General features: G+C 64.4%; 21 protein-coding genes and 1 tRNA gene. 9 read left to right on the plus strand and 13 right to left on the minus strand.

What is annotated here, in order from left to right:
* The first annotated feature begins 491 nt into the window (after positions 1-491).
* The gene (locus H7841_13650) at positions 492-3152 is read left to right on the plus strand and encodes a valine--tRNA ligase (GenBank protein MEO5337916.1); all 2661 of its coding nucleotides are present in this window, start codon (positions 492-494) and stop codon (positions 3150-3152) included.
* Positions 3153-3185: 33 nt separating this feature from the next.
* Positions 3186-3509 carry a CCDC90 family protein gene (locus tag H7841_13655; protein ID MEO5337917.1) on the plus strand — a complete coding sequence of 108 codons (324 nt, stop codon included), beginning with the start codon at positions 3186-3188 and terminating at the stop codon, positions 3507-3509.
* On the opposite strand, the gene H7841_13660 is transcribed toward H7841_13655, so the two are convergent.
* Complete coding sequence (locus tag H7841_13660) at positions 3496-4791, minus strand: FAD-dependent oxidoreductase (GenBank protein ID MEO5337918.1); 1296 nt, start codon at positions 4789-4791, stop codon at positions 3496-3498. The two genes, H7841_13655 and H7841_13660, sit on opposite strands and share 14 nt — an antisense overlap.
* 72 nt (positions 4792-4863) lie before the next feature.
* Between H7841_13660 and H7841_13665 the strand changes: the two genes are divergently transcribed.
* The 3 genes from H7841_13665 to H7841_13675 are packed head-to-tail and all read left to right on the plus strand — an operon-like array spanning position 4864 to position 7255.
* Positions 4864-5538, plus strand: a complete 675-nt coding sequence (locus H7841_13665) for a glycosyltransferase family 2 protein (GenBank protein ID MEO5337919.1) — start codon at positions 4864-4866, stop codon at positions 5536-5538.
* 14 nt (positions 5539-5552) lie between these two features.
* A complete protein-coding gene (locus H7841_13670) occupies positions 5553-6539 on the plus strand; it encodes a hypothetical protein (protein MEO5337920.1) in 987 nt (328 codons plus the stop codon).
* A complete protein-coding gene (locus H7841_13675; GenBank protein ID MEO5337921.1) occupies positions 6539-7255 on the plus strand; it encodes an NTP transferase domain-containing protein in 717 nt (238 codons plus the stop codon). The genes H7841_13670 and H7841_13675 overlap by 1 nt, the downstream gene beginning before the upstream one ends.
* Before the next feature lie 41 nt (positions 7256-7296).
* On the opposite strand, the gene H7841_13680 is transcribed toward H7841_13675, so the two are convergent.
* From H7841_13680 to rpiB, 5 genes are all read right to left on the minus strand, one after another.
* Positions 7297-7851, minus strand: coding sequence for a cyclic nucleotide-binding domain-containing protein (locus tag H7841_13680; GenBank protein ID MEO5337922.1), 555 nt, complete (start codon positions 7849-7851; stop codon positions 7297-7299).
* Positions 7848-8966 carry a bifunctional diaminohydroxyphosphoribosylaminopyrimidine deaminase/5-amino-6-(5-phosphoribosylamino)uracil reductase RibD gene (gene ribD, locus H7841_13685; GenBank protein MEO5337923.1) on the minus strand — a complete coding sequence of 373 codons (1119 nt, stop codon included), beginning with the start codon at positions 8964-8966 and terminating at the stop codon, positions 7848-7850. Before ribD ends, H7841_13680 begins: the two co-directional genes overlap by 4 nt.
* Positions 8947-9408 carry a transcriptional regulator NrdR gene (gene nrdR, locus H7841_13690; GenBank protein MEO5337924.1) on the minus strand — a complete coding sequence of 154 codons (462 nt, stop codon included), beginning with the start codon at positions 9406-9408 and terminating at the stop codon, positions 8947-8949. The genes ribD and nrdR overlap by 20 nt, the downstream gene beginning before the upstream one ends.
* A 36-nt stretch (positions 9409-9444) precedes the next feature.
* Entirely contained in the window at positions 9445-10722 is a 1278-nt protein-coding gene (locus H7841_13695; protein MEO5337925.1) for a serine hydroxymethyltransferase, read from the minus strand.
* Between the two features lie 407 nt (positions 10723-11129).
* Positions 11130-11576 (minus strand): ribose 5-phosphate isomerase B, encoded by a 447-nt coding sequence (gene rpiB / locus H7841_13700; GenBank protein MEO5337926.1) that lies wholly within the window; start codon positions 11574-11576, stop codon positions 11130-11132.
* Between the two features lie 429 nt (positions 11577-12005).
* On the opposite strand from rpiB, the gene H7841_13705 reads away from it, so the two are divergent.
* Positions 12006-12449 carry a MucR family transcriptional regulator gene (locus tag H7841_13705; GenBank protein MEO5337927.1) on the plus strand — a complete coding sequence of 148 codons (444 nt, stop codon included), beginning with the start codon at positions 12006-12008 and terminating at the stop codon, positions 12447-12449.
* 79 nt (positions 12450-12528) lie between these two features.
* On the opposite strand, the gene H7841_13710 is transcribed toward H7841_13705, so the two are convergent.
* The 7 genes from H7841_13710 to H7841_13740 form a co-directional block, all read right to left on the minus strand.
* Positions 12529-13632 carry a branched-chain amino acid ABC transporter substrate-binding protein gene (locus H7841_13710; GenBank protein MEO5337928.1) on the minus strand — a complete coding sequence of 368 codons (1104 nt, stop codon included), beginning with the start codon at positions 13630-13632 and terminating at the stop codon, positions 12529-12531.
* A gap of 44 nt (positions 13633-13676) precedes the next feature.
* Complete coding sequence (locus H7841_13715) at positions 13677-13994, minus strand: hypothetical protein (GenBank protein MEO5337929.1); 318 nt, start codon at positions 13992-13994, stop codon at positions 13677-13679.
* Complete coding sequence (locus tag H7841_13720; GenBank protein MEO5337930.1) at positions 13994-14704, minus strand: ABC transporter ATP-binding protein; 711 nt, start codon at positions 14702-14704, stop codon at positions 13994-13996. The genes H7841_13715 and H7841_13720 overlap by 1 nt, the downstream gene beginning before the upstream one ends.
* On the minus strand, positions 14697-15545 hold the full coding sequence (locus H7841_13725; protein MEO5337931.1) for an ATP-binding cassette domain-containing protein: 849 nt from the start codon (positions 15543-15545) through the stop codon (positions 14697-14699). Before H7841_13725 ends, H7841_13720 begins: the two co-directional genes overlap by 8 nt.
* Positions 15542-16951, minus strand: coding sequence for a high-affinity branched-chain amino acid ABC transporter permease LivM (livM, locus tag H7841_13730; protein ID MEO5337932.1), 1410 nt, complete (start codon positions 16949-16951; stop codon positions 15542-15544). The genes H7841_13725 and livM overlap by 4 nt, the downstream gene beginning before the upstream one ends.
* A gap of 3 nt (positions 16952-16954) precedes the next feature.
* Positions 16955-17869, minus strand: coding sequence for a branched-chain amino acid ABC transporter permease LivH (locus tag H7841_13735; protein MEO5337933.1), 915 nt, complete (start codon positions 17867-17869; stop codon positions 16955-16957).
* A gap of 70 nt (positions 17870-17939) precedes the next feature.
* On the minus strand, positions 17940-19373 hold the full coding sequence (locus tag H7841_13740) for a DUF294 nucleotidyltransferase-like domain-containing protein (GenBank protein MEO5337934.1): 1434 nt from the start codon (positions 19371-19373) through the stop codon (positions 17940-17942).
* 258 nt (positions 19374-19631) lie between these two features.
* Here H7841_13740 and H7841_13745 point away from each other — a divergent pair.
* From H7841_13745 to H7841_13755, 3 genes are all read left to right on the plus strand, one after another.
* Positions 19632-19705, plus strand: a tRNA-Gln gene (locus H7841_13745).
* A gap of 307 nt (positions 19706-20012) precedes the next feature.
* Positions 20013-21062: a DUF4344 domain-containing metallopeptidase gene (locus tag H7841_13750; protein MEO5337935.1), complete on the plus strand. Its 1050-nt coding sequence runs from the start codon at positions 20013-20015 to the stop codon at positions 21060-21062.
* 864 nt (positions 21063-21926) lie between these two features.
* Positions 21927-22232: hypothetical protein (locus H7841_13755; protein ID MEO5337936.1), on the plus strand; the 306-nt coding region annotated here is incomplete at its 3' end.

The following is a 22232-nucleotide window of genomic DNA, read 5'->3' on the forward strand; positions in this document are numbered from 1 at the left end:
TTCCCGTTGTTATCCACGTCGTCGCTCCAGAAAAGACTCATGACACATACTCCTGGCTTCAGTTTGATAAATGTTCCATCGTGATCCGGTTCCTTCCCGGTGCGGGCGGGAACGGCGAGGTAGAATAGAGGCATATTGCCACAGAACAAAACGCGCCTCAAGGCCATAAAGCGAACATATGCGATTCCATGGGGCGATATGCCGGAACGCGGGGCGGGCGCATTCAATCAGGAATTCTTGCCACGGATGGACACAAGACACCGATGCGAAAGAGCGGGAAACGCTCATCCGTGTTCATCTGTGTCCATCCGTGGCCCATTCCCTTGACGGGGCGGTCGGCGGGCATGGCTGGCGTGATGGGGGCGCGGGCCTTCACCCGATTGCCCAGGTAGTTTCCGTCTCTCCGGTTGACGGCTCCGAGCCATAGCCGCTAAACCCTTTCCGGCCGCAGCCCGCGGCCGGCGATTGGCCTTTGCGATGGGATGGCGAGGATGTTGGACAAAACCTACAAGCCCGGCGACGTCGAGCAGAAGCACTACCGCCAGTGGGAGGAATCGGGCGCCTTCGCCTGCGGGCGGAAGACGGACGCCAAGCCCTATACCATCGTCATCCCGCCGCCCAACGTCACCGGCAGCCTGCACATGGGCCATGCGCTCAACAACACGCTGCAGGACATCCTGATCCGCTATCGCCGCATGAAGGGCGACGATGCGCTCTGGCAGCCGGGCACCGACCACGCGGGCATCGCCACCCAGATGGTGGTGGAACGCCAGATGGAAAAGGAAGGTCTGACCCGCCACGACCTGGGCCGCGACGCCTTCATCGAGCGCGTATGGCGCTGGAAGGCCCAGTCGGGCGGCACCATCACCGGCCAGTTGCGGCGTCTGGGGGCTTCCTGCGACTGGTCGCGCGAACGCTTCACCATGGATGAAGGTCTGTCCAAGGCGGTGCGCAAGGTCTTCGTCGACCTTTACAAGCAGGACCTGATCTACCGCGACAAGCGTCTGGTCAACTGGGACCCGCTGCTGCACACCGCGATTTCCGACCTGGAAGTCGAACAGCGCGAGGTCCAGGGGGCCATGTGGTACTTCCGCTATCCTTTGGAAGATGACCCCACCCGCCATATCGTGGTCGGCACCACCCGTCCCGAGACCATGCTGGGCGATACCGCCGTGGCCGTCCATCCGGACGACGACCGCTACAAGGATCTGATCGGCAAGCGGGTGGTGCTGCCCATCGTCGGGCGCGCCATCCCCATCGTCGCCGATACCTATGCCGATCCGGAAAAGGGCTCCGGCGCCGTGAAGATCACCCCGGCCCACGACTTCAACGATTTCGAAGTCGGCAAGCGCAACGGCCTTGCCATGATAAACGTGCTGGACCGCAACGCCCGCATGAACGAGAACGTCCCCGACCATCTCAAGGGCCTGGACCGCTTCGAATGCCGCGACGCCGTGGTCAAGGAGATCGAGGGCCTGGGGCTCCTGGAGAAGATCGAACCCAACCCGATGACCGTGCCCTACGGCGACCGTTCCGGCGTGGTGATCGAACCCTGGCTGACCGACCAGTGGTTCGTCGACGCCGCCAAGCTGGCCGGCCCGGCCATCGAGGCCGTGGAATCGGGCAAGACCCGTTTCGTCCCCCGCAACTGGGAAAAAACCTATTTCGAATGGATGCGCAACATCCAGCCCTGGTGCATCTCGCGCCAGATCTGGTGGGGCCATCAGGTACCCGCCTGGTACGGTCCGGACGGCCATATCTTCGTGGAAATGAGCGAGGAGGAAGCCCAGGCCGCCGCCGGGACACACTACGGCCGTCATGTGGAACTGTCGCGCGACGGCGACGTGCTGGACACTTGGTTCTCGTCCGCCCTCTGGCCCTTCTCGACGCTGGGCTGGCCGGACGCCGTGCCCGAGGTCGGCCGCCACTACCCGACCGACGTGCTGGTCACCGGCTTCGATATCATCTTCTTCTGGGTCGCCCGCATGATGATGATGGGCATGCACTTCATGAAGGAGCCGCCCTTCCATACCGTCTACATCCATGCCCTGGTCCGCGACGAGAAGGGCCAGAAGATGTCCAAATCCAAGGGCAACGTCATCGATCCTTTGGATCTGATCGACAGGTTCGGCGCCGACGCGTTGCGTTTCACGCTTACCGCCTTCGCCGCCCAGGGCCGCGACGTGCGCCTGTCGGAAGGCCGGGTCGAAGGCTACCGCAACTTCGCCACCAAGCTGTGGAACGCCGCCCGCTTCTGCCAGATGAACGCCTGCATTCCCGAGGTGGACTTCGATCCGGGGTCGGTCAAGCTGACGGTCAACAAGTGGCTGGTCGGCAAGGTCAAGGAATGCGCCGACGCCACCGCGGCGGCCATCGATTCCTATCGCTTCAACGAGGCCGCCGGCGCCGCCTACCAGTTCACCTGGGGCACCTTCTGCGACTGGTACCTGGAACTGGTCAAGCCGATCCTCCAGGGCGAAGGCGCCGACGCCGGCACCAAGGCGGAAACCCGCGCCGCCGCCGCCTGGGCGCTGGACGCCATTCTGCACGTCCTGCATCCCATGATGCCCTTCATCACCGAGGAACTTTGGGAAGCCTGGGCCGATGTGCCCCGCCCCCACCGCCTGGTCGCCGCCGCCTGGCCCGAGTTGCCGGCATCCCTGTTCGACGGGGCCGCGGCGGCGGAGATGGACTGGGTGGTGCGTCTCGTTTCCCTGGTGCGGACGGTGCGCGCGGAAATGAACGTCCCGCCGGGCGCCAAGATCCCCCTGCTGGTCAAGGACGCAAGCGAGGCCACCCGGACCCGCCTGGCCACCCACGACACGGTGATCCGCAGCTTGGCGCGCCTGGAAAGCGTCGAATTCCTGGCCGGGCCCCCGCCCAAGGGGGCCGTGCAGGACGTGCTGGACGAAGCGACGCTCGTCCTGCCCTTGGCCGGCGTCATCGACGTGGCGGCGGAAAGGGCGCGCCTGGACAAGGAAATCAAGAAGCTGGACGACGAAGTGGCCAAAGTGGACAAAAAACTCGCCAACGAAAGCTTCGTCGCCAAGGCCCCGCCCGAGGTGGTGGAGGAACAGCGCGAACGCCGCGCCGACCACGCCGCCAAGCGCGACAAGCTGAAGGACGCCTTGGCGCGCCTGAAGGATGCGTGAGCGCCACCCTTGGTTTAGATGAACTTTTCGGGTATGATCCGGGCCATGAACGTGGTGACGCTCGATACCCACGCCATCGTCAAGGAATTGCAGGCCGCCGGATTCAGCGAACCGCAGGCGGAAGCGGTGACGCGCGTCGTCAAGCAGGCCCAGGACATAGACCTCAGCCATCTGGCGACCAAGGACGACATCAAGGATGTCCGGACCGAGATCAAGGATGTCAGGACCGAGATCAAGGAGGCGGAACTCCGTCTCGAGGTCCAGATCACCCGCAGCAAGGCGGAACTGCTGAAGTGGATGTTCGGCGCTCTGGCCGCCCAAACCGGCGTCATCGTCACCCTTCTCAAGGTGCTGTAACGGCGTTCAGCCTCTCCGCCGCCTGGCGGCCGGAACGCACCGCTTCGTCCATGTTGATGTAGCGGAATTCCGCGTTGCGTCCGGCGCTGACGATGCCCTGGCTTTCGATGAAATCCAGGACCGTCTTGCGGTTGGCATCCGTGCCCGCCACCGGCACCGTGTAGGCGTAGCGGGTGCGGTGGATGCGGCGGAAAACCACCTTTTCCGGTTCCAGAATGCCCATGGCGGCCAAATCCGCGATGACCCTGGCGGTCACGGTCTCGTCGTCCAGCTCGTGCACGCCGTCGCCGGGATTGGTAGTGATTTCGGCCGCCACCGCCAGATGCCCCGGCGGCGCCCCTTCCGGCGTGAAGCTGAGCGGAAAGGACAGGCGATGCGACAGATATTGCGGATCGGGGACGTAGACCGCCGTATAGGGCAAGGACGGCGTGTCCCGCACCCCCAGCATGACCACGATCAACGAGTTGAAGCGCAGGGCCGCTGCCGCCGCGGCCACCGACGCCGGCACCCCGGGCAGGGCGGCCAGCAGATCCTGCATGGCGATGGTCGATAGCAGGCGGTCGTAATGCCGGAATTCGCCGCCGTCGGAAACAGCCCAGCCGTCGCCCTCCCGCCGAACCTTGCTTGCCCGGAACCCGGTCAGCAAAGGCCCGCGCGCACGGGCCGCGTAGGCCCGCGGCAAGGCCTCGATTCCGCCCGAGCGGGGATATTGGAAATGAAGTTGATGGACGTAGCCTTCCGTCTCCACCCCCACCGCCGCCTTGATGACGTCGTCGGCCGGCGGCTTGGGAATGCGGCCTTCGCACCACTCGAAGCCCAAGGCGGCAGCCGGCAGGTTCCATATCTTCTCGTTGTAGGGGATCAGGTACTTTTCCGCGATGCCGGTGCCGAAGGTAGCCAGCAGCCATTCCCGGAAGTTAGCGGGCGGCGGATGGTCGTTGAACAGGTAGCCCTTCAGGCACTCGAAGCGGTCCTCGGGCTCCAGGTCGTGAAGCCCGTTCTCGAACGGGTATTTCACATAGCGGCCCTTGAAGAAGACCTTGTTGGCCCGCCGCCCCTGGTGGACATTGTCCCCCAGTTCGGCCAGCATGCCGGCCAGGATGGCCGGGTCGCGGGAAAAGAGAATGTGCGGCCCTCCCAGATCGAAGGTATAGCCGTCCTCGATCAGCGAACGGCAATGGCCGCCGATGCTCCCGTCCGCCTCCAGAACCTCGCAGGGATGGTCGAGATGGGCCGCCGCCACCAGTCCGGTCAGGCCGCCGCCCAGGATGCCGATCTTCATGGCCTTCGACTCGCTTGGTTGACAATGCCCCGAGGGTCCGCTTCCATCGGGCCCCCAGGGAAGGAGAGCACCATGCGGGAACGGGGCGCCGACATCACCGTCGCCATGATTACCATGAACGAGGAAGCGGCGGTCGGCAAGGTGATCCGCGACATCCGGGTCGCCCTGCCCGAGGCCGAGGTCCTGGTGGTGGATTCAAGCAGCGACCGCACCCCCGAGATCGCCGCCGAACTGGGCGCCACCGTACTCCGCCAGTTCCCGCCCCAGGGATACGGACCGGCCATGGACCGCGCCTTGCGTTCGGGCAGCCGGCCGGTGGTAGTGACCCTGGACTGCGACGACACCTACCCGGTGGACCGCATCGCCCCCCTGGCCGCCCTGGTGCTGGACGAGGGATGGGACTTGGTCGACGGGTCCCGCCTGGAACGCAAACCGGCCGCCATGCCCTGGATCAACTACTTGGCCAATTGGGGCTTCGCCTCGATCGCTTCCCTGCTGTTCGTAAGGCGGGTCACAGACCTGCACAGTGGAATGCGCGCATACAGGAAGACGATGATCGACCAGCTCTCATACCAGCCGAAGGGCGCCGCCCTGCCCGTGGAACTGCTGCTCCGGCCCATCCGCCGGGGATTCCGCGTGACATCGGTTTTCATCCCCTACCGGGAACGGGTGGGCGTGAGCACCATGCGACCGCTGGAAAGCGCCTACTGGACCGCCAAGCGCATCCTGGCCGCCCGTTTCGGCTGACAAGGAATCCCGCCATGCTCATCACCCGCACCCCCTTGCGCATTTCCATCGGCGGCGGCGGCACCGACCTGCCTTCCTACTACGAGCGCTTCGGCGGCTTCGTCATTTCCGCCGCCATCGACAAGCACATCTACGTGGCGATCAATCGCAGCTACCATCCGGGCTATCTGCTCAAATATTCCAGGCTGGAATCCGTGGCCGAAGTCGACGAGATCGAGCATCGGGTCATCAAGGCCTGCCTAAAGCGCGAGGCGCCGGGTCCGAACCTGGAAATCTCCAGCATCGCCGACATTCCGGCGGGCACCGGCCTGGGATCGTCGGGAACCTTCACGGTCGGGCTACTCCATGCCCTGAAGGCCTTCAAGCGCGACCGCATCGCCCCGGAAATCCTGGCTCGCGAGGCGGCCGAGGTCGAGATGACCGACCTGGGCGAGCCCTGCGGCAAGCAGGACCAGTACATCGCCGCCTACGGCGGCGTCACCTGCCAGGAATACCGCCCGGACGGCAGCGTCGCCATCGCCCCCCTGAAACTAGCCGAAAGCACCCTGCGCGACCTCCACGAAGGCCTGATGCTGTTCTTCACCGGCTACAGCCGCGAGGCTTCCAAGCCACTGAACGAACAGAAGAAGGCTTCCGAATCTGGCGACCAGCGCATGTTCGACAACCTGCATTTCATCAAGGAGCTGGGATCGCGGATCAAGGCCGCCCTGGAAGCCGGAAACGTCGATGCCTTCGGCGAGATGATGCACGAACACTGGCTGCATAAGAAGCAACGTTCCGCCAGCATGTCCAACGGCCGGATCGACGAACTCTACGACCTTGCGCGCGCGCATGGCGCCATCGGCGGTAAGCTGGTGGGCGCTGGCGGCGGCGGCTTCTTGCTGTTCCACACCCACGACCGGAAGCGCCTGCGCCAAGCCATGACGGCGCAAGGCCTGCAGGAAACCGACTTCTCCTTCGACTTCGAAGGTTCGGTCGTGCAGTTGCGGAGCAGTTGCTAGTGCAGTGCGTCGTCCTGGCCGGGGGGTTGGGCACCCGGATGCTCCCCCGTACCGAGGCCACGCCCAAGACCTTGCTGGAGGTAAGCGGCGCACCCTTTGCCTCCCACCAATTGCGACTCCTTGCAGGACAAGGGGTGCGGCGCGTGGTCTATAGCATCGGCCACCTGGGGCAACAGATCAGGGCCTTCGTCGGCGACGGCCGCCGCTTCGGCCTTGAGGAAGTCTGTTACGTCGACGAAGGCGACTGCCCGATGGGTACGGCCGGCGCCCTGCGCCAAGCCATGGAGTCCGGAGCCCTGGCGGAGCGCTTCTTCCTGCTCTATGGCGATTCCTACCTGCCAACCGCCTTGGCGCCGATATGGGCGGCGGCGGATGGCCACCCCGCCTTGATGACCGTCCATCGCAACGAAGGCCGCTGGGATGCCAGCAATGTCGTATTCCGGAATGGACGGGTGGTTCTCTACGAAAAGGGACGTCCAGATGCCGCCGCCATCGGCATGGACCATATCGACTACGGCCTCGCGGTTCTTACCCGCGGAACAGCATCGGAAATTCCGGCCGGCCGCCAGGACCTGGCCGATTTCTACCATAGACTCAGCCGAGAAGGTCGCCTGGCCGGGTACGAAGTCGCCGAACGCTTCTACGAGATCGGTTCCCCTGCCGGACTGGCGGAACTGGAGGCCTATCTTGGCCATCGGCACCGCGGCCTCCCCTAAAATATCCTTTCGCCAATGAAGTGGCTCATCGGCGGGAACCGCTATTTTCTCTCCTCCTTCCCACTCGCCTCGGCGGCGGCGCGGGTACGGATGCGTTCGGCCAGGACGTCGACGTTGAAGGACGACGCATCGCCCTGGCGCTCGGCAATGACGCGGGCGAAGCGCCGGGCCAGTTCGGCGTCCTTGACCAAGAGGGGCGCCAGGGCACGGCGCGTCACCTCGACCACACAGGAGTCCTCGGCAGCAACGACGGTCGCGGTACGATCCTGGCTGTCCAGCAGCATGAATTCGCCGACCAGCCCCCCGGGTTCCGGGCGGGCGACCTCGATATCCTTACCCCCTTCGCGGATGCGCACCACCAGCCGACCGCGCCCTACAACGTACAGGCTGTCGCCCTTGTCGCCCCGCTGGATCAGCACGTCGTCCCGCCGCAAGTCGACGGGCCGCGAGGCGATGGCCAGGGTCGCGATGCCGCCCTTGCCGAGCGGGGCGAACTGCTCGTTAGCTCCCAGGACGGGGCCCGGCCGACAGTCGGCCGCGCCCGCAGCACCGGCCAGGAAGACGCCAATGGTCGCCGTCAGGAAAATCTGTTTCATCGCCTCGCCCCCGTTTCCAGCACATCCGCTCCCAATACCCGCAGCCCCGAGCGGATGAAGGCCGGCGCCTGGGAAAGGCGGTCGACGCCGAATGCCGCCACCGCCGGAATGCCGTCGCCGCCGATCAGCAGCGGCGCGTGGAACCAAGCCAGGCGATCCACCAGCCCGGCCCGTAGCGCCCCGGCGGCCAAGTGGGCGCCGCCTTCGATCAACACCCGCGTCAGGCCCCGCCAGCCCATTTCCCGGGCAGCCTGGACCAGGTCGGGCCGACCGGCGGCGTCGGGCGGCACCTCGATGACCGTGACGCCGGCCTGGCGATAGACCTCCAGCCGCGCTTCCTGGTTGCCCGGCAGGGTGAGCAGCCAAGTAGGCACGTCCCTGGCCGTCGCCACCAGATGGCTGGTCAGCGGCAGGCGCAGGTGAGAATCGGCGACGATGCGCACCGGATGGCGCCCTTCCAGTCCCGGCAGACGGCAGGTAAGCCGCGAGTCGTCGGCCAGAACCGTGCCGATCCCCACCATGACCGCGTCGTGCCCCGCCCGCAACAGATGTGCCTGGGCCCGGGCCTCGGGCCCGGTGATCCACTGGCTGTCGCCAGCATGGGTGGCGATGCGGCCGTCGCGGCTAGTCGCCAACTTGAGGGTGAACAGCGGACGCCCCTCGCGCACTCGCAGGAAGAAACCGGCGTTCAGTTCCGCCGCCTCCTGCCCCAGGAGACCGACGGAAACCTCGACCCCCGCCGCCCGCAACCGCGCCAAGCCCCTTCCCGCAACCCGCGGATCGGGGTCCTCGACCGCCGCGACCACGCGCCTGATCCCCGCGGCGATCAGGGCTTCCGAGCAGGGCGGCGTCTGGCCGTGGTGGTCGCAAGGCTCCAGGGTGACATAGGCGGTGGCGCCGTGGGCCAAATCGCCGGCCCGGCGCAAGGCCTCGGCCTCTGCGTGAGGCCGGCCGCCGGGCTGGGTCCAGCCGCGTCCGACCACCCGGTTGTCAAGGTCGGGCCGAACCAACAAGCACCCTACCGCCGGGTTGGGCCAGACGGCCCCCAGTCCACGTCGGGCGAGTGTCAGGGCCGCCCGCAGGAACCCCAGGTCGTCAGTCGTCGTGCTTGTCACCCAGCTTGCCCACGAAGGTGCTGAAGTCCTTGGCCTCATGGAAGTTGCGGTAGACCGACGCGAAACGCACGTAGGCCACCGTATCCAATTCGGCGAGACTGTCCATCACCATCTCGCCGATCACCTTGCTGGGGATCTCGCTTTCCCCCAGGGTTTCCAGGCGACGCTGGATGGAGTTGACGATGCGCTCGATGCGATCCTCCTCGACCGGACGCTTGCGGAGCGCGATCTCGAGGGATTTCTTGAGCTTCTCGCGGTCGAATGGACTCTTGTCGCCATTCTTCTTCACCACCATCAACTCGCGCAACTGCACCCTCTCGAAGGTGGTGAAGCGGGAACCGCATTGCGGGCAATAGCGGCGGCGGCGGATGGCGGCATTGTCCTCGGTGGGACGCGAGTCCTTCACCTGGGTGTCGTCATGGCCGCAGAACGGACAGCGCATCGATCCTCCTCCCCTGATCCATTGGGGTCCAGCTTACTAGAAACCCCCATAGATAGGGAAGCGCCGACAGAGTTCCGCGACTTGCCGGCGAGCCGCCTTTTCGGCCTTGGCGTTGTCGTCGCCGTTTTGGCGCAGCCCGTCCAGCACGTCGCCGATCAGGTTGCCGACCATGCGGAATTCCTTGACCGTGAAGCCGCGCGAGGTCGCCGCCGGAGTCCCCAGGCGGATGCCCGAGGTGATGGCAGGCTTTTCCGGATCGAAGGGAATGCCGTTCTTGTTGCAGGTCATGCCGGCCCGTTCCAGGCTGGCTTCGGCCGCCTTGCCGGTCAGCTTCATCGGCCGCAGGTCGACCAGCATCAGGTGGGTGTCGGTGCCGCCGGACACGATGGCCAGGCCGCGCTTGACCAGGACGTCGGCCAAGGCACGGGCATTATCGACCACCGCCTGCGCATAGACCTTGAACTCGGGCTTCAGAGCCTCGCCGAAGGCCACGGCCTTGGCGGCGATGACATGCATCAAGGGACCGCCCTGCAGGCCGGGGAAGACGGCCGAATTGATCTTCTTGCCCAGATCCTCGTCGTTGCTGAGAATCATGCCGCCGCGCGGGCCGCGCAGGGTCTTGTGGGTGGTGGTGGTCACGATATGGGCATGGGGCAGCGGGCTGGGGTGCACCCCGGCCGCCACCAGCCCCGCGAAGTGGGCCATGTCCACCATCAGGTAGGCGCCCACGCTGTCGGCGATGGCCCGGAAGCGCGCAAAGTCGATGACGCGCGGATAGGCCGATCCGCCGGCGATGACGATCTTGGGCTTGTGCTCCTTGGCCAGCCGCTCGACTTCATCGAAATCGATGCGATGGTCGTCGGGACGCACGCCGTACTGTACCGCCTTGAACCACTTGCCGGACAAGGCAGGTGCCGCGCCGTGGGTAAGGTGCCCCCCCGCCGCCAACGACATCCCCATCAACGTATCCCCGGGCTGCAGCAGCGCAAGGAGAACGGCCCCGTTAGCCTGGGCACCGGAATGGGGTTGCACGTTGGCGAAGGCACAGTCGAACAGTGCCTTGGCGCGATCGATTGCGAAAGCCTCCGCCACGTCCACGTGCTCGCATCCGCCGTAATAGCGGCGCGAGGGATAGCCCTCGGCATACTTGTTGGTCAGCACCGACCCTTGAGCCTCGAGAACCGCCCTGGAAACGATGTTCTCGGAAGCAATCAGTTCGATCTGATCCTGCTGGCGCGTCAACTCGTGCCGGATGGCCTTGAAGACCCCCGGATCGCGCTGGGCCAGGGTTTCGCCGAAAAAGCGATCCTGCACCTTCGTGGCGTGGCGGCCGGATGCTGAGCCTTTGCCAGCTTCCTTTTCAGCAGGGGCCGCCTTCTTGGCGGTGCCTGCCTTCTTGGCAGTGCCTGCCTTCTTGGCGGCCGGCTTCTTGGCCACGGCAGCCTTCTTGGGAGCGGCAGCCTTCTTGGCGGCCGGCTTCTTGACGGCTGTAGCCTTCTTCGGAGCGGCGGCTTTCTTGGCGGCCGGCTTCTTGACGGCTGCAGCCTTCTTCGGAGCGGCGGCTTTCTTGGCGGCCGGCTTCTTGGCGACAGCGGCCTTCTTCGGGGCTGCGGCCTTCTTGGCCGCAGGAGCCTTGGCGGCCGCCTTCTTGGCCGCGGGCTTCGCGGCAGTCTTGGTGATGGTCTTGGCTGGCATGGCGCGTTCTCCTCTCTGCCGTTGACCTAACGTGGTGGGTTGGACAGCTTCTCGATGCGCCGGGCATGCCGGCCCCCCTCGAAGCCCGTTTCCAGGAAGATGCGAAGACAATCCTTCGCCACATCGGGACCGGTCGTCCGGCCTCCGAAGCAGATCACGTTCGCGTCGTTGTGCAGACGGCACATGCGCGCCCCGTAAGCATCGTGGATCAACGCGGCGCGTATCTCGGGAAACCGATTGGCGGCGACGCTGATGCCGATACCGCTGCCACAGACCAGTACCCCGCGCCGAACCTTGCCGTCGCGGACCGCCTGGGCCAAAGCATATGCGAAATCCGGATAATCCACGGACTCGGCCCCTTGGGTTCCGAGATCCAATACCTGATACCCCAGGTCGTTCAGTTCCTTTGCCAGCGTGGACTTGAGGTCGATGCCCCCATGGTCCCCAGCGATGGCGATCGTTTCACCCGTCATGCGCCCCCCAAAGCTCCATCTTCGGTTATGGATTCGTGACAACACTCCCTGCACCCGTCTACCATATATCGCGCTTGACTGCCAAGAATCCCCAACCTGTCGCAACGAAACTGCAGATCCCCACTCTCGTGGCTTCAGGCTAACCCACTGAATAACCGTAATTTCGAATGGGCACCTGCGATGCGCCCCTTACGATCGGGTCCATGCCGTATCGCCGGCGAAACGCAGCGAATCGGGAAAATCTCCGCCAGGAATTTCGTTGTTCGGCATGGAGCGGAATACTTATCAAACAGGATGATCAAGTATTCATTACAGTGACAACCCACCTGTTTTCAATTGACATACCTATCCCCCCCATGACAGATTGTAACGTATGGATATCCTCCGAGATTTCCTTGCGTAAGATGTTGGTGTGTTGAGGGTAAAAAAATGAGCAATGACAATTCCGATGCCATTTCCCGAGACGATCTGCTGCGAATGGCGGCAGATATCGTTTCGGCCTATGTAAGCCAGAATCAAGTCGGCGCCAGCCAGATTCCCGACCTGATCCGCACGGTTTACGACGCGTTGAACGGCTTGGGCGGCAAAGTCATGGAAGCCGCTTCCGAGCCTCTGAAGCCGGCCGTTCCCATCCGCCGTTCCGTGGCCGACGATCACATCGTCTGCCTGGAAGACGGCAAGAAGCTGAAGATGCTGAAGCGCCACCTGCGCACCACCTACGGCATGACTCCCGAAGAATACCGTGCCAAGTGGGGCCTTCCGGCGGACTACCCGATGGTCGCTCCCAACTACGCCCGCCAGCGTTCCGACTTCGCCAAGAAGATCGGCCTGGGACGGCAACCGGGCAGTGGCCGCGGCCGCAAGAAGAAGTAGGGCTTTTTCGTCGCCTGGCGAAAAAAGGAAACCGCGCCCCCGATGGCAAGGCGCGGTTTTTCTTTGTCCGGAACCGATGTTATTGGGCGTAGTCGTAGGTACCGTTGGACCACCGATAGAAGACATAGCCGGGCGCGGTGACGTCGCCCTTCCCGTCGAAGCCGATCTTGCCCAGAACGGTCTCGAACTGGTTGGTCTTGAGCGCCACCGAGACCTTGGAAGCCGCCGTACCGCCCGCCTTCTCCACCGCCTGCACCCAGGCCTGAATGGCGCCGTAGGTGTAGAGGGTATAAGCCTCCGGCTCGTAGCCGGCCTGGCGGAATTTCTCCACCACCGGAACCGCGATGGCGTTCTTGCGCGGGTCGGGACTGAAAGTCACCAAGGTTCCTTCTCCCGCCGTGCCCGAGACCTTCCAGTAATCCAGGGTGACCAGGGCGTCTCCGGAAATCAGTTGCGGCCGGTAGCCCTGCTCGTGGGCCTGGCGGATCATCAGGCCGCCTTCCACATAGTAGCCGCCCAGATAGATGACGTCGATGGCCGCCGCCTTCATCTTGGAGATCAGGGCCGAATAGTCCTTCTCGCCGGCCGTATAAGCTTCGTACAGGGATTCCTTGATGCCCTGGCTGGCCAGCCGCTTTTGGGTCTCGTCGGCCAGCCCCTTGCCGTAGGCCGACTTGTCGTGAAGGATGGCGATCTTCCTGCCTTTGAAGTGGGCCGCGATGTAATCGCCCGCCACGGCGCCCTGCTGGTCGTCGCGCCCGCAGGTGCGAAAGACGTTGGACAGCCCCTCCTCGGTCAGCTTCGGATTCGTCGATGCGGGCGATATCTCGACGATACCTTCCTCCTGGTAGATCTTCGACGCCGGGATCGAGGTGGACGAGCAGAAGTGGCCTGCCACGAAGACCACCTTGCGGCTGACCGCCTTGTTGGCGGCCGCCACCGCCTGCTTGGGATCGCAGGCGTCGTCCTCGATCAACAGGGAGAGCTTCTGGCCCAACACGCCGCCCTTGGCGTTGAGATCGGCGACCGCCATTTCGGCGCCGCGGCGCATCTGCTCGCCGAAAGCGGCGTTGGAGCCGGTCATGGGGCCGATGACGGCGATGGCGACGTCGGCCGCCGCCGGTCCGGCGGCGATGACAAGGGCCGCACCCGCGGCCGCCAGCAAAGTCTTGGTCTGAGACATGGTGGTGGTTTCCCCTCCGGAGAATGAAGCCACCCCAAACTAGCTCAAATCCTGTCCCGCCACCAGAAGGGCCCGGCGGCCTCGTAGAGCCAGGGGTATTGGGACACCATCTTGCGCACCCGGGCCAGGCGGAAGGACAAGATGCCCAGGGCCAGCAAGGTCGCCGTGTCCAGGGCGTAGGCCGGCAGGGACAGCAACGGCTCTTCGAACAGGGCGAAGGCCAGGAAGCGATCGCCCACCCCCAGGGCCAGCGCATAGGCCGGCACCTGCCAAACCGGCCGCCACGACTCGGCCACCGCCTGCCCCATCATCCAGGCGGCGAAGCCCATCAAGAGGACGGTCAGCCCCAGGTAGACGGCCATCAATGCCCCCCTTCAAGATAGGCGGCGCGCACTTCGGGATCGGCCAGCATCTCGCGGCCCGAACCCTGCAGGGCGATGCGGCCGTTGACCATGACGTAGGCCCGATGGGCCAGGGTCAGGGCGTGGTAGGCGTCCTGTTCGACCAGGAAGACGGTAAGCCCCCGCCGTTCGTTGATTTCCCGGATGGCGGCGAAGATGCGTTTGGCGACCAGCGGCGCCAACCCCAACGAGGGTTCGTCCAGCAGCAGCAGGCGCGGCCGGCTCATCAGGGCGCGGGCGATGGCCAACATCTGTTGCTCCCCTCCCGACAAGGTGCCGCCGCGCTGCCCGCAACGCTCCTTCAGAATGGGAAAGAGAGTGAAGGCCGCCGCCAAATCCTCGCCGAAATGGGCGGGGTCGCCGGTCACGGCACCCATCTGCAGGTTTTCCAGCACCGTCATGCGCGGAAAGATGCGCCGGCCTTCCGGGGCCTGGGCGATGCCGAGCCGAACGATTTCGTGGGTGGGCAGGCCGGCGATGTCGCGTCCCTCGAACCGGATGCGCCCCCGGGCGGCGCGCGGATTGCCACATAAGGTCATCAGAAGGGTCGACTTGCCGGCCCCGTTGGCGCCGATCAGGGTGACGATCTCGCCTTGGCCGACTTCCAGGTCGACGCCGCGCAAGGCCTCGATGTTGCCGTAGAAGGCATGGACCCCTTCCACCCTAAGCATTCCCCTCCTCCGTCAGATCGGCGGCCACCTCGGGCGGAATGGGGTCGGTCTCCTCCTCCCCCAGGTAAGCACGGATCACCGCCGCGTCCTCGCGGATGGCGGCCGGCGTGCCGTCGGCGATCTTGCGGCCGTAGTCCAGCACCACGATGTGATCCGATATCCCCATCACCACGCTCATGTCGTGTTCGATCAAGAGAACGGCCACGCCGTGGGCATCCCGCAGGAAGGCCAACAGGCCGTTCAGTTCCCCCGATTCGCGCGGATTGAGCCCCGCCGCCGGCTCGTCCAGGCAGAGCAGCACCGGCCGGGTGCACATGGCCCGCGCGATTTCCAGGCGGCGCTGATCGCCGTAGGGCAGGCTGCCGGCGTCCCGGTCGGCGCGATCCAGCAGCCCCACCCGGTCCAGCCAGTAGTGGGCGAGGTCCACCGCTTCGCGCTCCGCCGCCCGGTATCCCTTCCAGCCAAGAAGTCCCAGCAGGGTGTAGCCCGAGGCCCGCATCAGCCGGTTATGCTGGGCGACCAACAGATTTTCCAGAACCGTCATGCGGGCGAACAGGCGGATGTTCTGGAAGGTGCGGACCACGCCGGCGTCGCGGGTTATGCGATGGCCTTCCATGCGTTCCAGAAGGAACGGCCCCCGCTCCGGATGGCTGAGGGTAAGCCGCCCGGATGTCGGCTTGTAAAAGCCGGTCAGGCAGTTGAACAGGGTCGTCTTGCCGGCCCCGTTGGGCCCGATCACCGCGGTGATCTTCCGGGGCCGGGCGGCGAAGGACACATCGTCCACCGCCAGCAGGCCGCCGAAGCGCATGGTCAGGTGCTCGACCTCCAGCAGGCTGGTCATGTGCCCCCTCCCCTGCCCTTCAGGCGGATCGAGGGTTCGCGATGGGCCAGCAGGCCGGCCGGGCGCCAGAGCATGATAAGCACCATCACCGCGCCGAAGGCCAGCATGCGGAAGTCCGCCAGTTCGCGGAAGAACTCGGGCAGGCCGATGAGCAGCAGCGCCGCCACCACCACCCCCAGCTGGCTGCCGAAGCCGCCTAGCACCACGATGGCCAGGATCACCGCCGATTCCATGAAGGTGAAGCTTTCCGGGCTGATGAAGCCCTGGCGGGTGGCGAAGAAGGCGCCGGCGAATCCGCCGAACATGGCGCCGATGGCAAAGGCCGTCAGCTTGGTATGGGTGGCGTCGATGCCCAGCGACCGGCAGGCGATCTCGTCCTCGCGCAGGGCCTCCCAGGCCCGCCCGACGGGCAGCTTGCGGATGCGCAGGGAAAAGGCGTTGGTCAGCAGGGCCAGTAGCAGGATCACGTAGTAGAGGAAGATCACCCGGTCGACGGGGGCGTATTCCAGGCCGAACAGGCCGTGAAAGGTCTGCGGGCCGCCTTCCGTCGGCGCCGCCAGGGGCAGGCCGAAGAAGGTCGGCTTGGGGATGCCGGAAATGCCGTTGGGCCCGCCGGTGACCGGGGTCCAGTTCTGCAGCACCACCCGGATCATCTCGCCGAATCCCAGCGTCACGATGGCCAGGTAGTCGCCGCGCAAGCGCAGCACCGGGAAGCCTAGCAGGATTCCGGTCGCGGCCGCCAAGCCGCCGGCAATCGGCAGGCAAGCCCAGAAGCCCATGTCGAAGTTGTGGGCCAGCAAGGCGAAGCTGTAGGCCCCCACCGCGTAGAAGGCGACATAGCCGAGGTCCAGCAGCCCCGCCAGGCCGACGACGATGTTCAGTCCCCAGCCCAGCATGACGTAGGTGGCGACCAGAACCGCGATGTCCAGCAGGCGGCGGTCGGCGAAGGGCATCAGGGGCAGGATCACGGCCAGCGCCAGGATCGCCGGCCCCAAAAGCCGGGCGGCCCGTTGGACGCGGGCGCCGAACGCATCCATGGCGCGGTCCCGTTCCTCGGGGCTGGGGAAGCGACCGCGATGCCAGATGGTCCAGGCGGCGCGGGCGGCCAATCCGGCGGCGGCCAGGGCGGCGATGCCGTTGACCACCGGGCTGTCGAAGGGCCTGACGATCCCGCTCCCCAGCAGCAGGGCGGCGATCCCCGATCCGGCCAGGGCCGGCTTGGGCCGGCCGTCGCGCAGCAGCACCAGGGCGATGCGGCCCAGGAAAGCCAGCAGGGCGGCGGCGGCCACCGCATCGAAGCGGAACCCCATGGCCGCGATTCCGGTGGCGTCGGGAATGCGAAAGCCGACCATCCCGACGGCCAGACCGGCGACGATCAGGGCGGTGACGGCGGCTTCGCGGAACATCGCCTAGACCTTTTCCACGTCCGGCCGCCCCAAGAGGCCGGTAGGCCGGAAGATCAGCACCATCACCAGGATGGAGAAGGCGGCAACGTCCTTGTATTCGACGGTGAAATAGCCGGACCAGAAAGCCTCGATCAGGCCGATGACGAAGCCCCCCAGCATGGCGCCGGGCAGCGAGCCGATGCCGCCCAGGACCGCGGCCGTGAAGGCCTTGATGCCGGCGTTGAAGCCGATATAGAAGTCGATGACCCCGTAGCGCAGCAGGAAGATCAGCCCGGCCACCGAGGCCAGGGCGGCGCCCAGCACGAAGGTGAGGGCGATGGTGCGGTCCACGTCGATGCCCAGCAGCGCCGCCATCTTCTGATCCTGCTCGCAGGCCCGCTGGGCACGGCCCAGGGCGGTGCGCTCGATCAGCAGGGTGAAACCGGCCATCAGGGCGACGGTCAGCAGGAAGATGAAGATCTGCAGGTAGCTGAGGCTGACCACGAAACCTTCGCTTTCCATCAACACGATGCCGCCTTCCAGGACCGGCGGCAGGGTCTTGACCCTGGCGCCCTGGAGCAGTTGCACGTAGTTCTGCAGCAGGATCGACATGCCGATGGCGGTAATCAGGGCGGCCAAGCGCGGCGAGTTGCGCAGCGGCCGGTAGGCCACCCGCTCCAGCACCCAGCCGTAGACCGGGGTCAGCACCATGGTGACCAGCAAGGCACCCACCAGGGCCAGCGGCACCCAGGTCCCCGACAGGGTCCCGAATCCGAGGGCTGCGATCAGCGACAGGAAGGCGCCGATCATGAAGATCTCGCCGTGGGCGAAGTTTATCATGCCGACGATGCCGTAGACCATGGTGTAGCCGATGGCGATCAGCCCATAGACCGCGCCCAGCGTCAGACCGTTGATCGACTGCTGCAGGAAGTAGGCCATTACCCCTCGCCGCCCCTCTAGGCCCGGACGGTACGCGCACGGCAAGGCGAGTCAAGACAAAAGGGGGAACTCAGCCCGGCAGGCCGCACATCTGGCGCAGCGTCTTCAAGCGCTTGAGGGCCCAGCGCAGGCGGTCGGCGGCGGCACGGTCCAACTGGGTGGGGTCGATGCGGCTGGACGGCTTGAGGCCGTCCTCGATATCGCGAAGCTGCTGGCGTAGCATGATGTCCAGCAGGGTGGCGCGCACGGTCGTCAGGTCGCGCAGGTCGTCATCGTGCATCTGGCCGGCCTCCTGAAGGGCGGCGAAGCGGTCGTCGGTGCCCGTGGCACCGATGCCGGCCCGGATGGCCCTGAGGCGAGCCGTGCTGACCAAAGGCAGGAGCCCCGCCTTCTTGATGTCCATACGACCCTTTTCGGTGATGAACCAGCCCATCAGGCCCAGGGGAATGTCCATGCGGGCGACGTGCTGGGACAAATAGCCCAGAAAGAACGGCGACTGGGAAGCCATGTCGACGGCCGTCCGGCGCAGTTCCGCCGCCAGATCCTCGTCACCGCGAACCGGCTGGAAATCGAAGAAGATGTCGCAGTTGAGCACCGACTGGTCCTCGACCGCGAAAACCCAGGTCCGCACCGCTTCGCCCCAGGCGTCCAGGCTGCGGTTCCATTCCGGCTCGCTGGCCATCACCTTGCCCTTGCATAGCGGAATGCCGGCCTCGTTGAGGCTGCGGCTCAGCCGCCGGCCCAGTTCCAGGAACCAGGCAGAATCGGCCTCGCCGCCCCGGTGCACGATGGCATTGTCCTGGTCGAAGGACAGCAGGCTCTCGCCCCGTCCGCCCGATCCCAGCACCAGCACCGCATAGGGCGCCGGCGCCCCCCCAAGGCCCTCGGCCATCATGGCCTGTTCGGCCAGTTCGGCCGCCCGTGCCGTCAGATCGCGCAGTACCAGCGAAATTACCGAGGCGATGTCTATTGCCTCTACCCCGTCGTCGAGCAAACGCCAGGCAAGGCTGGGCAGCCGGCCCAGCAGGGCCTTCATTTCGGCCGGTCCGGCGGCATCCTGGATGGCGTCGCCCAGCACCAGGGCTTCAGTGGCCCGAACCTTGAGCAGGGCCCGGCCCGTTACCATGCCGACCGGCCGGCCCTTGCCGTCCACCACCACCAGATGGCGCAAACCGAAGCGGGTCATGCGGGCCAGGGCTACGTAGACGTAAGATTCCGCGGCGACGGTCATCACCGGGCGACTGAGGGCCTCCCCCAGGGTGGATTGAAGCCCCTTGCCGCCGTCGGACAGGACGCGCAGCAGGTCGCGTTCGGTAAAGATGCCGATGGCCTTGCCACTGGCGCCCACCCCGACGATGGACGAGGAATGGGCCTCGTACATCAGCCGCACCGCATCGGCGAGGACCAGCCCTTCCGGACCGGTCAGGACCGGCGAAGACATCACCTCGCGCAGCCGATGGCGGTAGGGGAAACTGTCGATGCGGGCCAGCGGATTGATTTCCATGCCCGGCCACCATATCTCCCAAATTCGCGTTTGCAACATGGCTGTTGCGATGCGGCATGAAACGGACTTCGATGTGGCCCGGTCTACGTAGCGCCGGAATTCACCGCTTCTGTTGTGGGTGAGCCTGTGGGGTAGTGGGCGAAGGTAAGCATTTTGCAGATTCCCGGCCTTCGCCATGCAGCCGGGGAAGCGCCTTGGAGCCTGCGGATTCTTCTACACAAGGCCAAGACGATATGCTAGAAGGCCGCTCCCGGTCGTTGGGGGATCGTCTAACGGTAGGACAGCGGACTCTGACTCCGCCAGTCTAGGTTCGAATCCTAGTCCCCCAGCCATTTTCCAATAATCGTGCAAAATCAATAGGTTGACAGGCGCCGCACGGGGCGTCTGGCCCTGTTTGTGCAGAAGTGTCGTGGTGGTGGTTTGTGAGGGCTTGATGCCCTTCCCGCCGCCCATCACGAGGCATATTGGCCTCCTTGCCTCCCCGACTCGCTGGTGGCCTTGCGTCTCATTCTTGTGTATTGTCTGGGCATCCTGAACCAAGGAAAGACTGCCGGAAACCCGCCACCAGAATGTCAAAATTCTAGGCCTATCTGGTTTTCAATGGAGCTTGGGTTGTGGTTGAAGTGGGGGAATTGGCAAATGCATTTGCTCGGTTTTAGGGATGTTGTTGCGGTCACATCGTTCGTTATTATTATCGCTTCTTTCTCCATGCCGAGTAAGGCGGAAGTTTTTATATCCGACAGAATCAGAATGCAGCACACTAATGATGAGATTAGTGTCACAGCCGGTAATATTGCATGGACTATTGGATTAATAATGAAGCATGGAGACAAAATAGAAGTAGAAGCAAATGTACATAATGCGTTATTTGATGATCTTACGATAATGGTGTGCTCTGACACAGACTTAATTAGCTATCAACGCGGCCTGGTTTCTGGCTGTAGCGGCGTTACTAGAGGAAAAAAACGTATCGCATTTACTTTCGTTGCAGAGGCGCATGGCAAATATCATGTAGTGCTTGATAATCGATTTAGCGCCATGTTGACGAAAAGTGCCCACTTACAAACTTGGTTAAATGCGCGCATTTCTGGTGATGAAGTAGATAAATTCCGTCGCGCTTTCAGTGGATTTACGGATAAGATATATAGCACTTTCGATGTGAAGAATTTTGATTTTCGTTTTGAGCCGTGCGGCATGAAGAACGCAATGTCAATGACAAATGGAGGGCATATAATTATGTGCTCTGAGCTTGTTTTTGATTATGCCATGAAGAACCGTAAAGGCGCGTTAGGTGGTACATTGTTCCACGAGCTTGGTCATTCATTATTGAACTTGTGGGGTCTTCCCGGATGGGACAACGAAGAGACAGTGGACGAATTCGCCGTTGTGATGTTCCATTACCTGGGGAATCCAGAGTGGGGGGAGGATTGGATCAAGGAGTTTGAGGAACATGATTCCGCCGCTCAGGCGAAGAAAACGTTGAGAACAAACGTGAGGCATCCTCTATCCATCCAGCGGGCACGAAATATCCGTCGCATTCTTGGGAACCCCAACCCCATCATCGACCGGTGGAACCGCCTTTTGTACCCTCACATGACTACGAGAGAGCTTGAAAAGATTAGCGCCAAGCCGGGAAAATATGGTGATGCCGATGCTGCGCGGCAGCAACTCCAATATCGAAGGCGGTAACTCATATTATTACCGCTACCAACGCCTCTCAATCGTCCCCACCCTTCGCCCATCCGGCCCGTAGACCGCCGCGCCATAGGGGCGGTCTTCGATCCAGCCTTGCCGGGTGCCATCCTTGCCGTAGATGGCGCCCCCATAAGGCCGCGACTCGACATGACCGACGCGACGGCCATCACGATCCCGGATCGTGGTGTTGTCCTGGTATAGGGAGTCGCCTTTGCCGTGGTCGCTGCCGAGGTGAACATCATCGGCAAGAACCGGGTGCGTCGCCAAGGCCGCCAGAATTCCGAGGAGCGCAAGGAACGGGGTGGGGTGCTGGTGGGGTAGCGGAAAACGGCTTCGACTCATGGGCGGGCTTCCTGGCGGCCTCTGGCAAGGGTAGCCACCGCCGGCACGCCCGCTGCCCGCCGCACCAACGCCAAGACGCTTATCGACAGTCAGGCCGAGTCCGCACGCCAGCACTACATCACGCCCGGCGACGGCAAGGCCGCCACCTACCTGCTCAAGGCCGCCGAGGCCGACGGCCTGCCGGACGCGGCGCCGGCGTCGGACTATTGGGCCGTCGTCGCCGGCATCGCCTGGCCCCGGCCGGCTTAACGGCCGGCGGGGGCAGGGGCGTTGGCGCGCCCCTAACCGGGAGATGGACCTCCCACGACCGCAATCGGCCGCCTCGCGGCCGTCCCGCCACCCCTGCAGGGGCGGGAGGATCATGGATATAACCCGCCATGGAGTCTACACTCTCTCCCATCGACCCCGTTCTTCCCGTTGCCGCCTACATCGGCGGCAAGCGCCAGCTGGCCAAGGCCGTCACGGCGCGGATCGCAGCCATCCCCCACCAGCTCTACGGCGACGCCGTTCATCGGCATGGGCGGGATCTTCTTTCGCCGGGCCGTGCGCCCCAGGGCCGAGGTCATCAATGACGTCTCGCGCGACGTGGTCACCCTGTTCAGGATTCTCCAGCGGCACTACCCGCAGTTCCTGGATACGCTACGCTTCCAGATCACCAGCCGCGCCGAGTTCGCCCGCCTGGTCAAGACCGATCCGGACACTCTGACCCAACTTGAACAGTGGAGGGGCGTTTTGGGAGAGGCCCCTATTGAAAATATTGGGTTTTTTGGCCTGAAATCCGGACCTGGCGAAAAATGTAGTGGAACATTTTCTCTGTCGTTG

Origin of the sequence: Magnetospirillum sp. WYHS-4, from assembly GCA_039908345.1 — a bacterium.
GTDB lineage: Bacteria > Pseudomonadota > Alphaproteobacteria > Rhodospirillales > GLO-3 > JAMOBD01.

What these genes read in the sequence shown, in the direction of transcription:
- H7841_13725 (MEO5337931.1), bottom strand. Translation starts at nt 15,545, where the DNA reads ATGACCAGCCTGCTGGAGGTCGAGCACCTGACCATGCGCTTCGGCGGC.
- H7841_13670 (MEO5337920.1), top strand. Translation starts at nt 5,553, where the DNA reads ATGCTCATCACCCGCACCCCCTTGCGCATTTCCATCGGCGGCGGCGGC.
- rpiB (MEO5337926.1), bottom strand. Translation starts at nt 11,576, where the DNA reads ATGACGGGTGAAACGATCGCCATCGCTGGGGACCATGGGGGCATCGAC.
- H7841_13680 (MEO5337922.1), bottom strand. Translation starts at nt 7,851, where the DNA reads ATGAAACAGATTTTCCTGACGGCGACCATTGGCGTCTTCCTGGCCGGT.
- nrdR (MEO5337924.1), bottom strand. Translation starts at nt 9,408, where the DNA reads ATGCGCTGTCCGTTCTGCGGCCATGACGACACCCAGGTGAAGGACTCG.
- H7841_13750 (MEO5337935.1), top strand. Translation starts at nt 20,013, where the DNA reads ATGCATTTGCTCGGTTTTAGGGATGTTGTTGCGGTCACATCGTTCGTT.
- H7841_13740 (MEO5337934.1), bottom strand. Translation starts at nt 19,373, where the DNA reads ATGGAAATCAATCCGCTGGCCCGCATCGACAGTTTCCCCTACCGCCAT.
- H7841_13660 (MEO5337918.1), bottom strand. Translation starts at nt 4,791, where the DNA reads ATGAAGATCGGCATCCTGGGCGGCGGCCTGACCGGACTGGTGGCGGCG.
- H7841_13665 (MEO5337919.1), top strand. Translation starts at nt 4,864, where the DNA reads ATGCGGGAACGGGGCGCCGACATCACCGTCGCCATGATTACCATGAAC.
- H7841_13720 (MEO5337930.1), bottom strand. Translation starts at nt 14,704, where the DNA reads ATGCTTAGGGTGGAAGGGGTCCATGCCTTCTACGGCAACATCGAGGCC.
- H7841_13715 (MEO5337929.1), bottom strand. Translation starts at nt 13,994, where the DNA reads ATGGCCGTCTACCTGGGGCTGACCGTCCTCTTGATGGGCTTCGCCGCC.
- H7841_13655 (MEO5337917.1), top strand. Translation starts at nt 3,186, where the DNA reads ATGATCCGGGCCATGAACGTGGTGACGCTCGATACCCACGCCATCGTC.
- H7841_13710 (MEO5337928.1), bottom strand. Translation starts at nt 13,632, where the DNA reads ATGTCTCAGACCAAGACTTTGCTGGCGGCCGCGGGTGCGGCCCTTGTC.
- livM (MEO5337932.1), bottom strand. Translation starts at nt 16,951, where the DNA reads ATGTTCCGCGAAGCCGCCGTCACCGCCCTGATCGTCGCCGGTCTGGCC.
- H7841_13650 (MEO5337916.1), top strand. Translation starts at nt 492, where the DNA reads ATGTTGGACAAAACCTACAAGCCCGGCGACGTCGAGCAGAAGCACTAC.
- H7841_13705 (MEO5337927.1), top strand. Translation starts at nt 12,006, where the DNA reads ATGAGCAATGACAATTCCGATGCCATTTCCCGAGACGATCTGCTGCGA.
- H7841_13735 (MEO5337933.1), bottom strand. Translation starts at nt 17,869, where the DNA reads ATGGCCTACTTCCTGCAGCAGTCGATCAACGGTCTGACGCTGGGCGCG.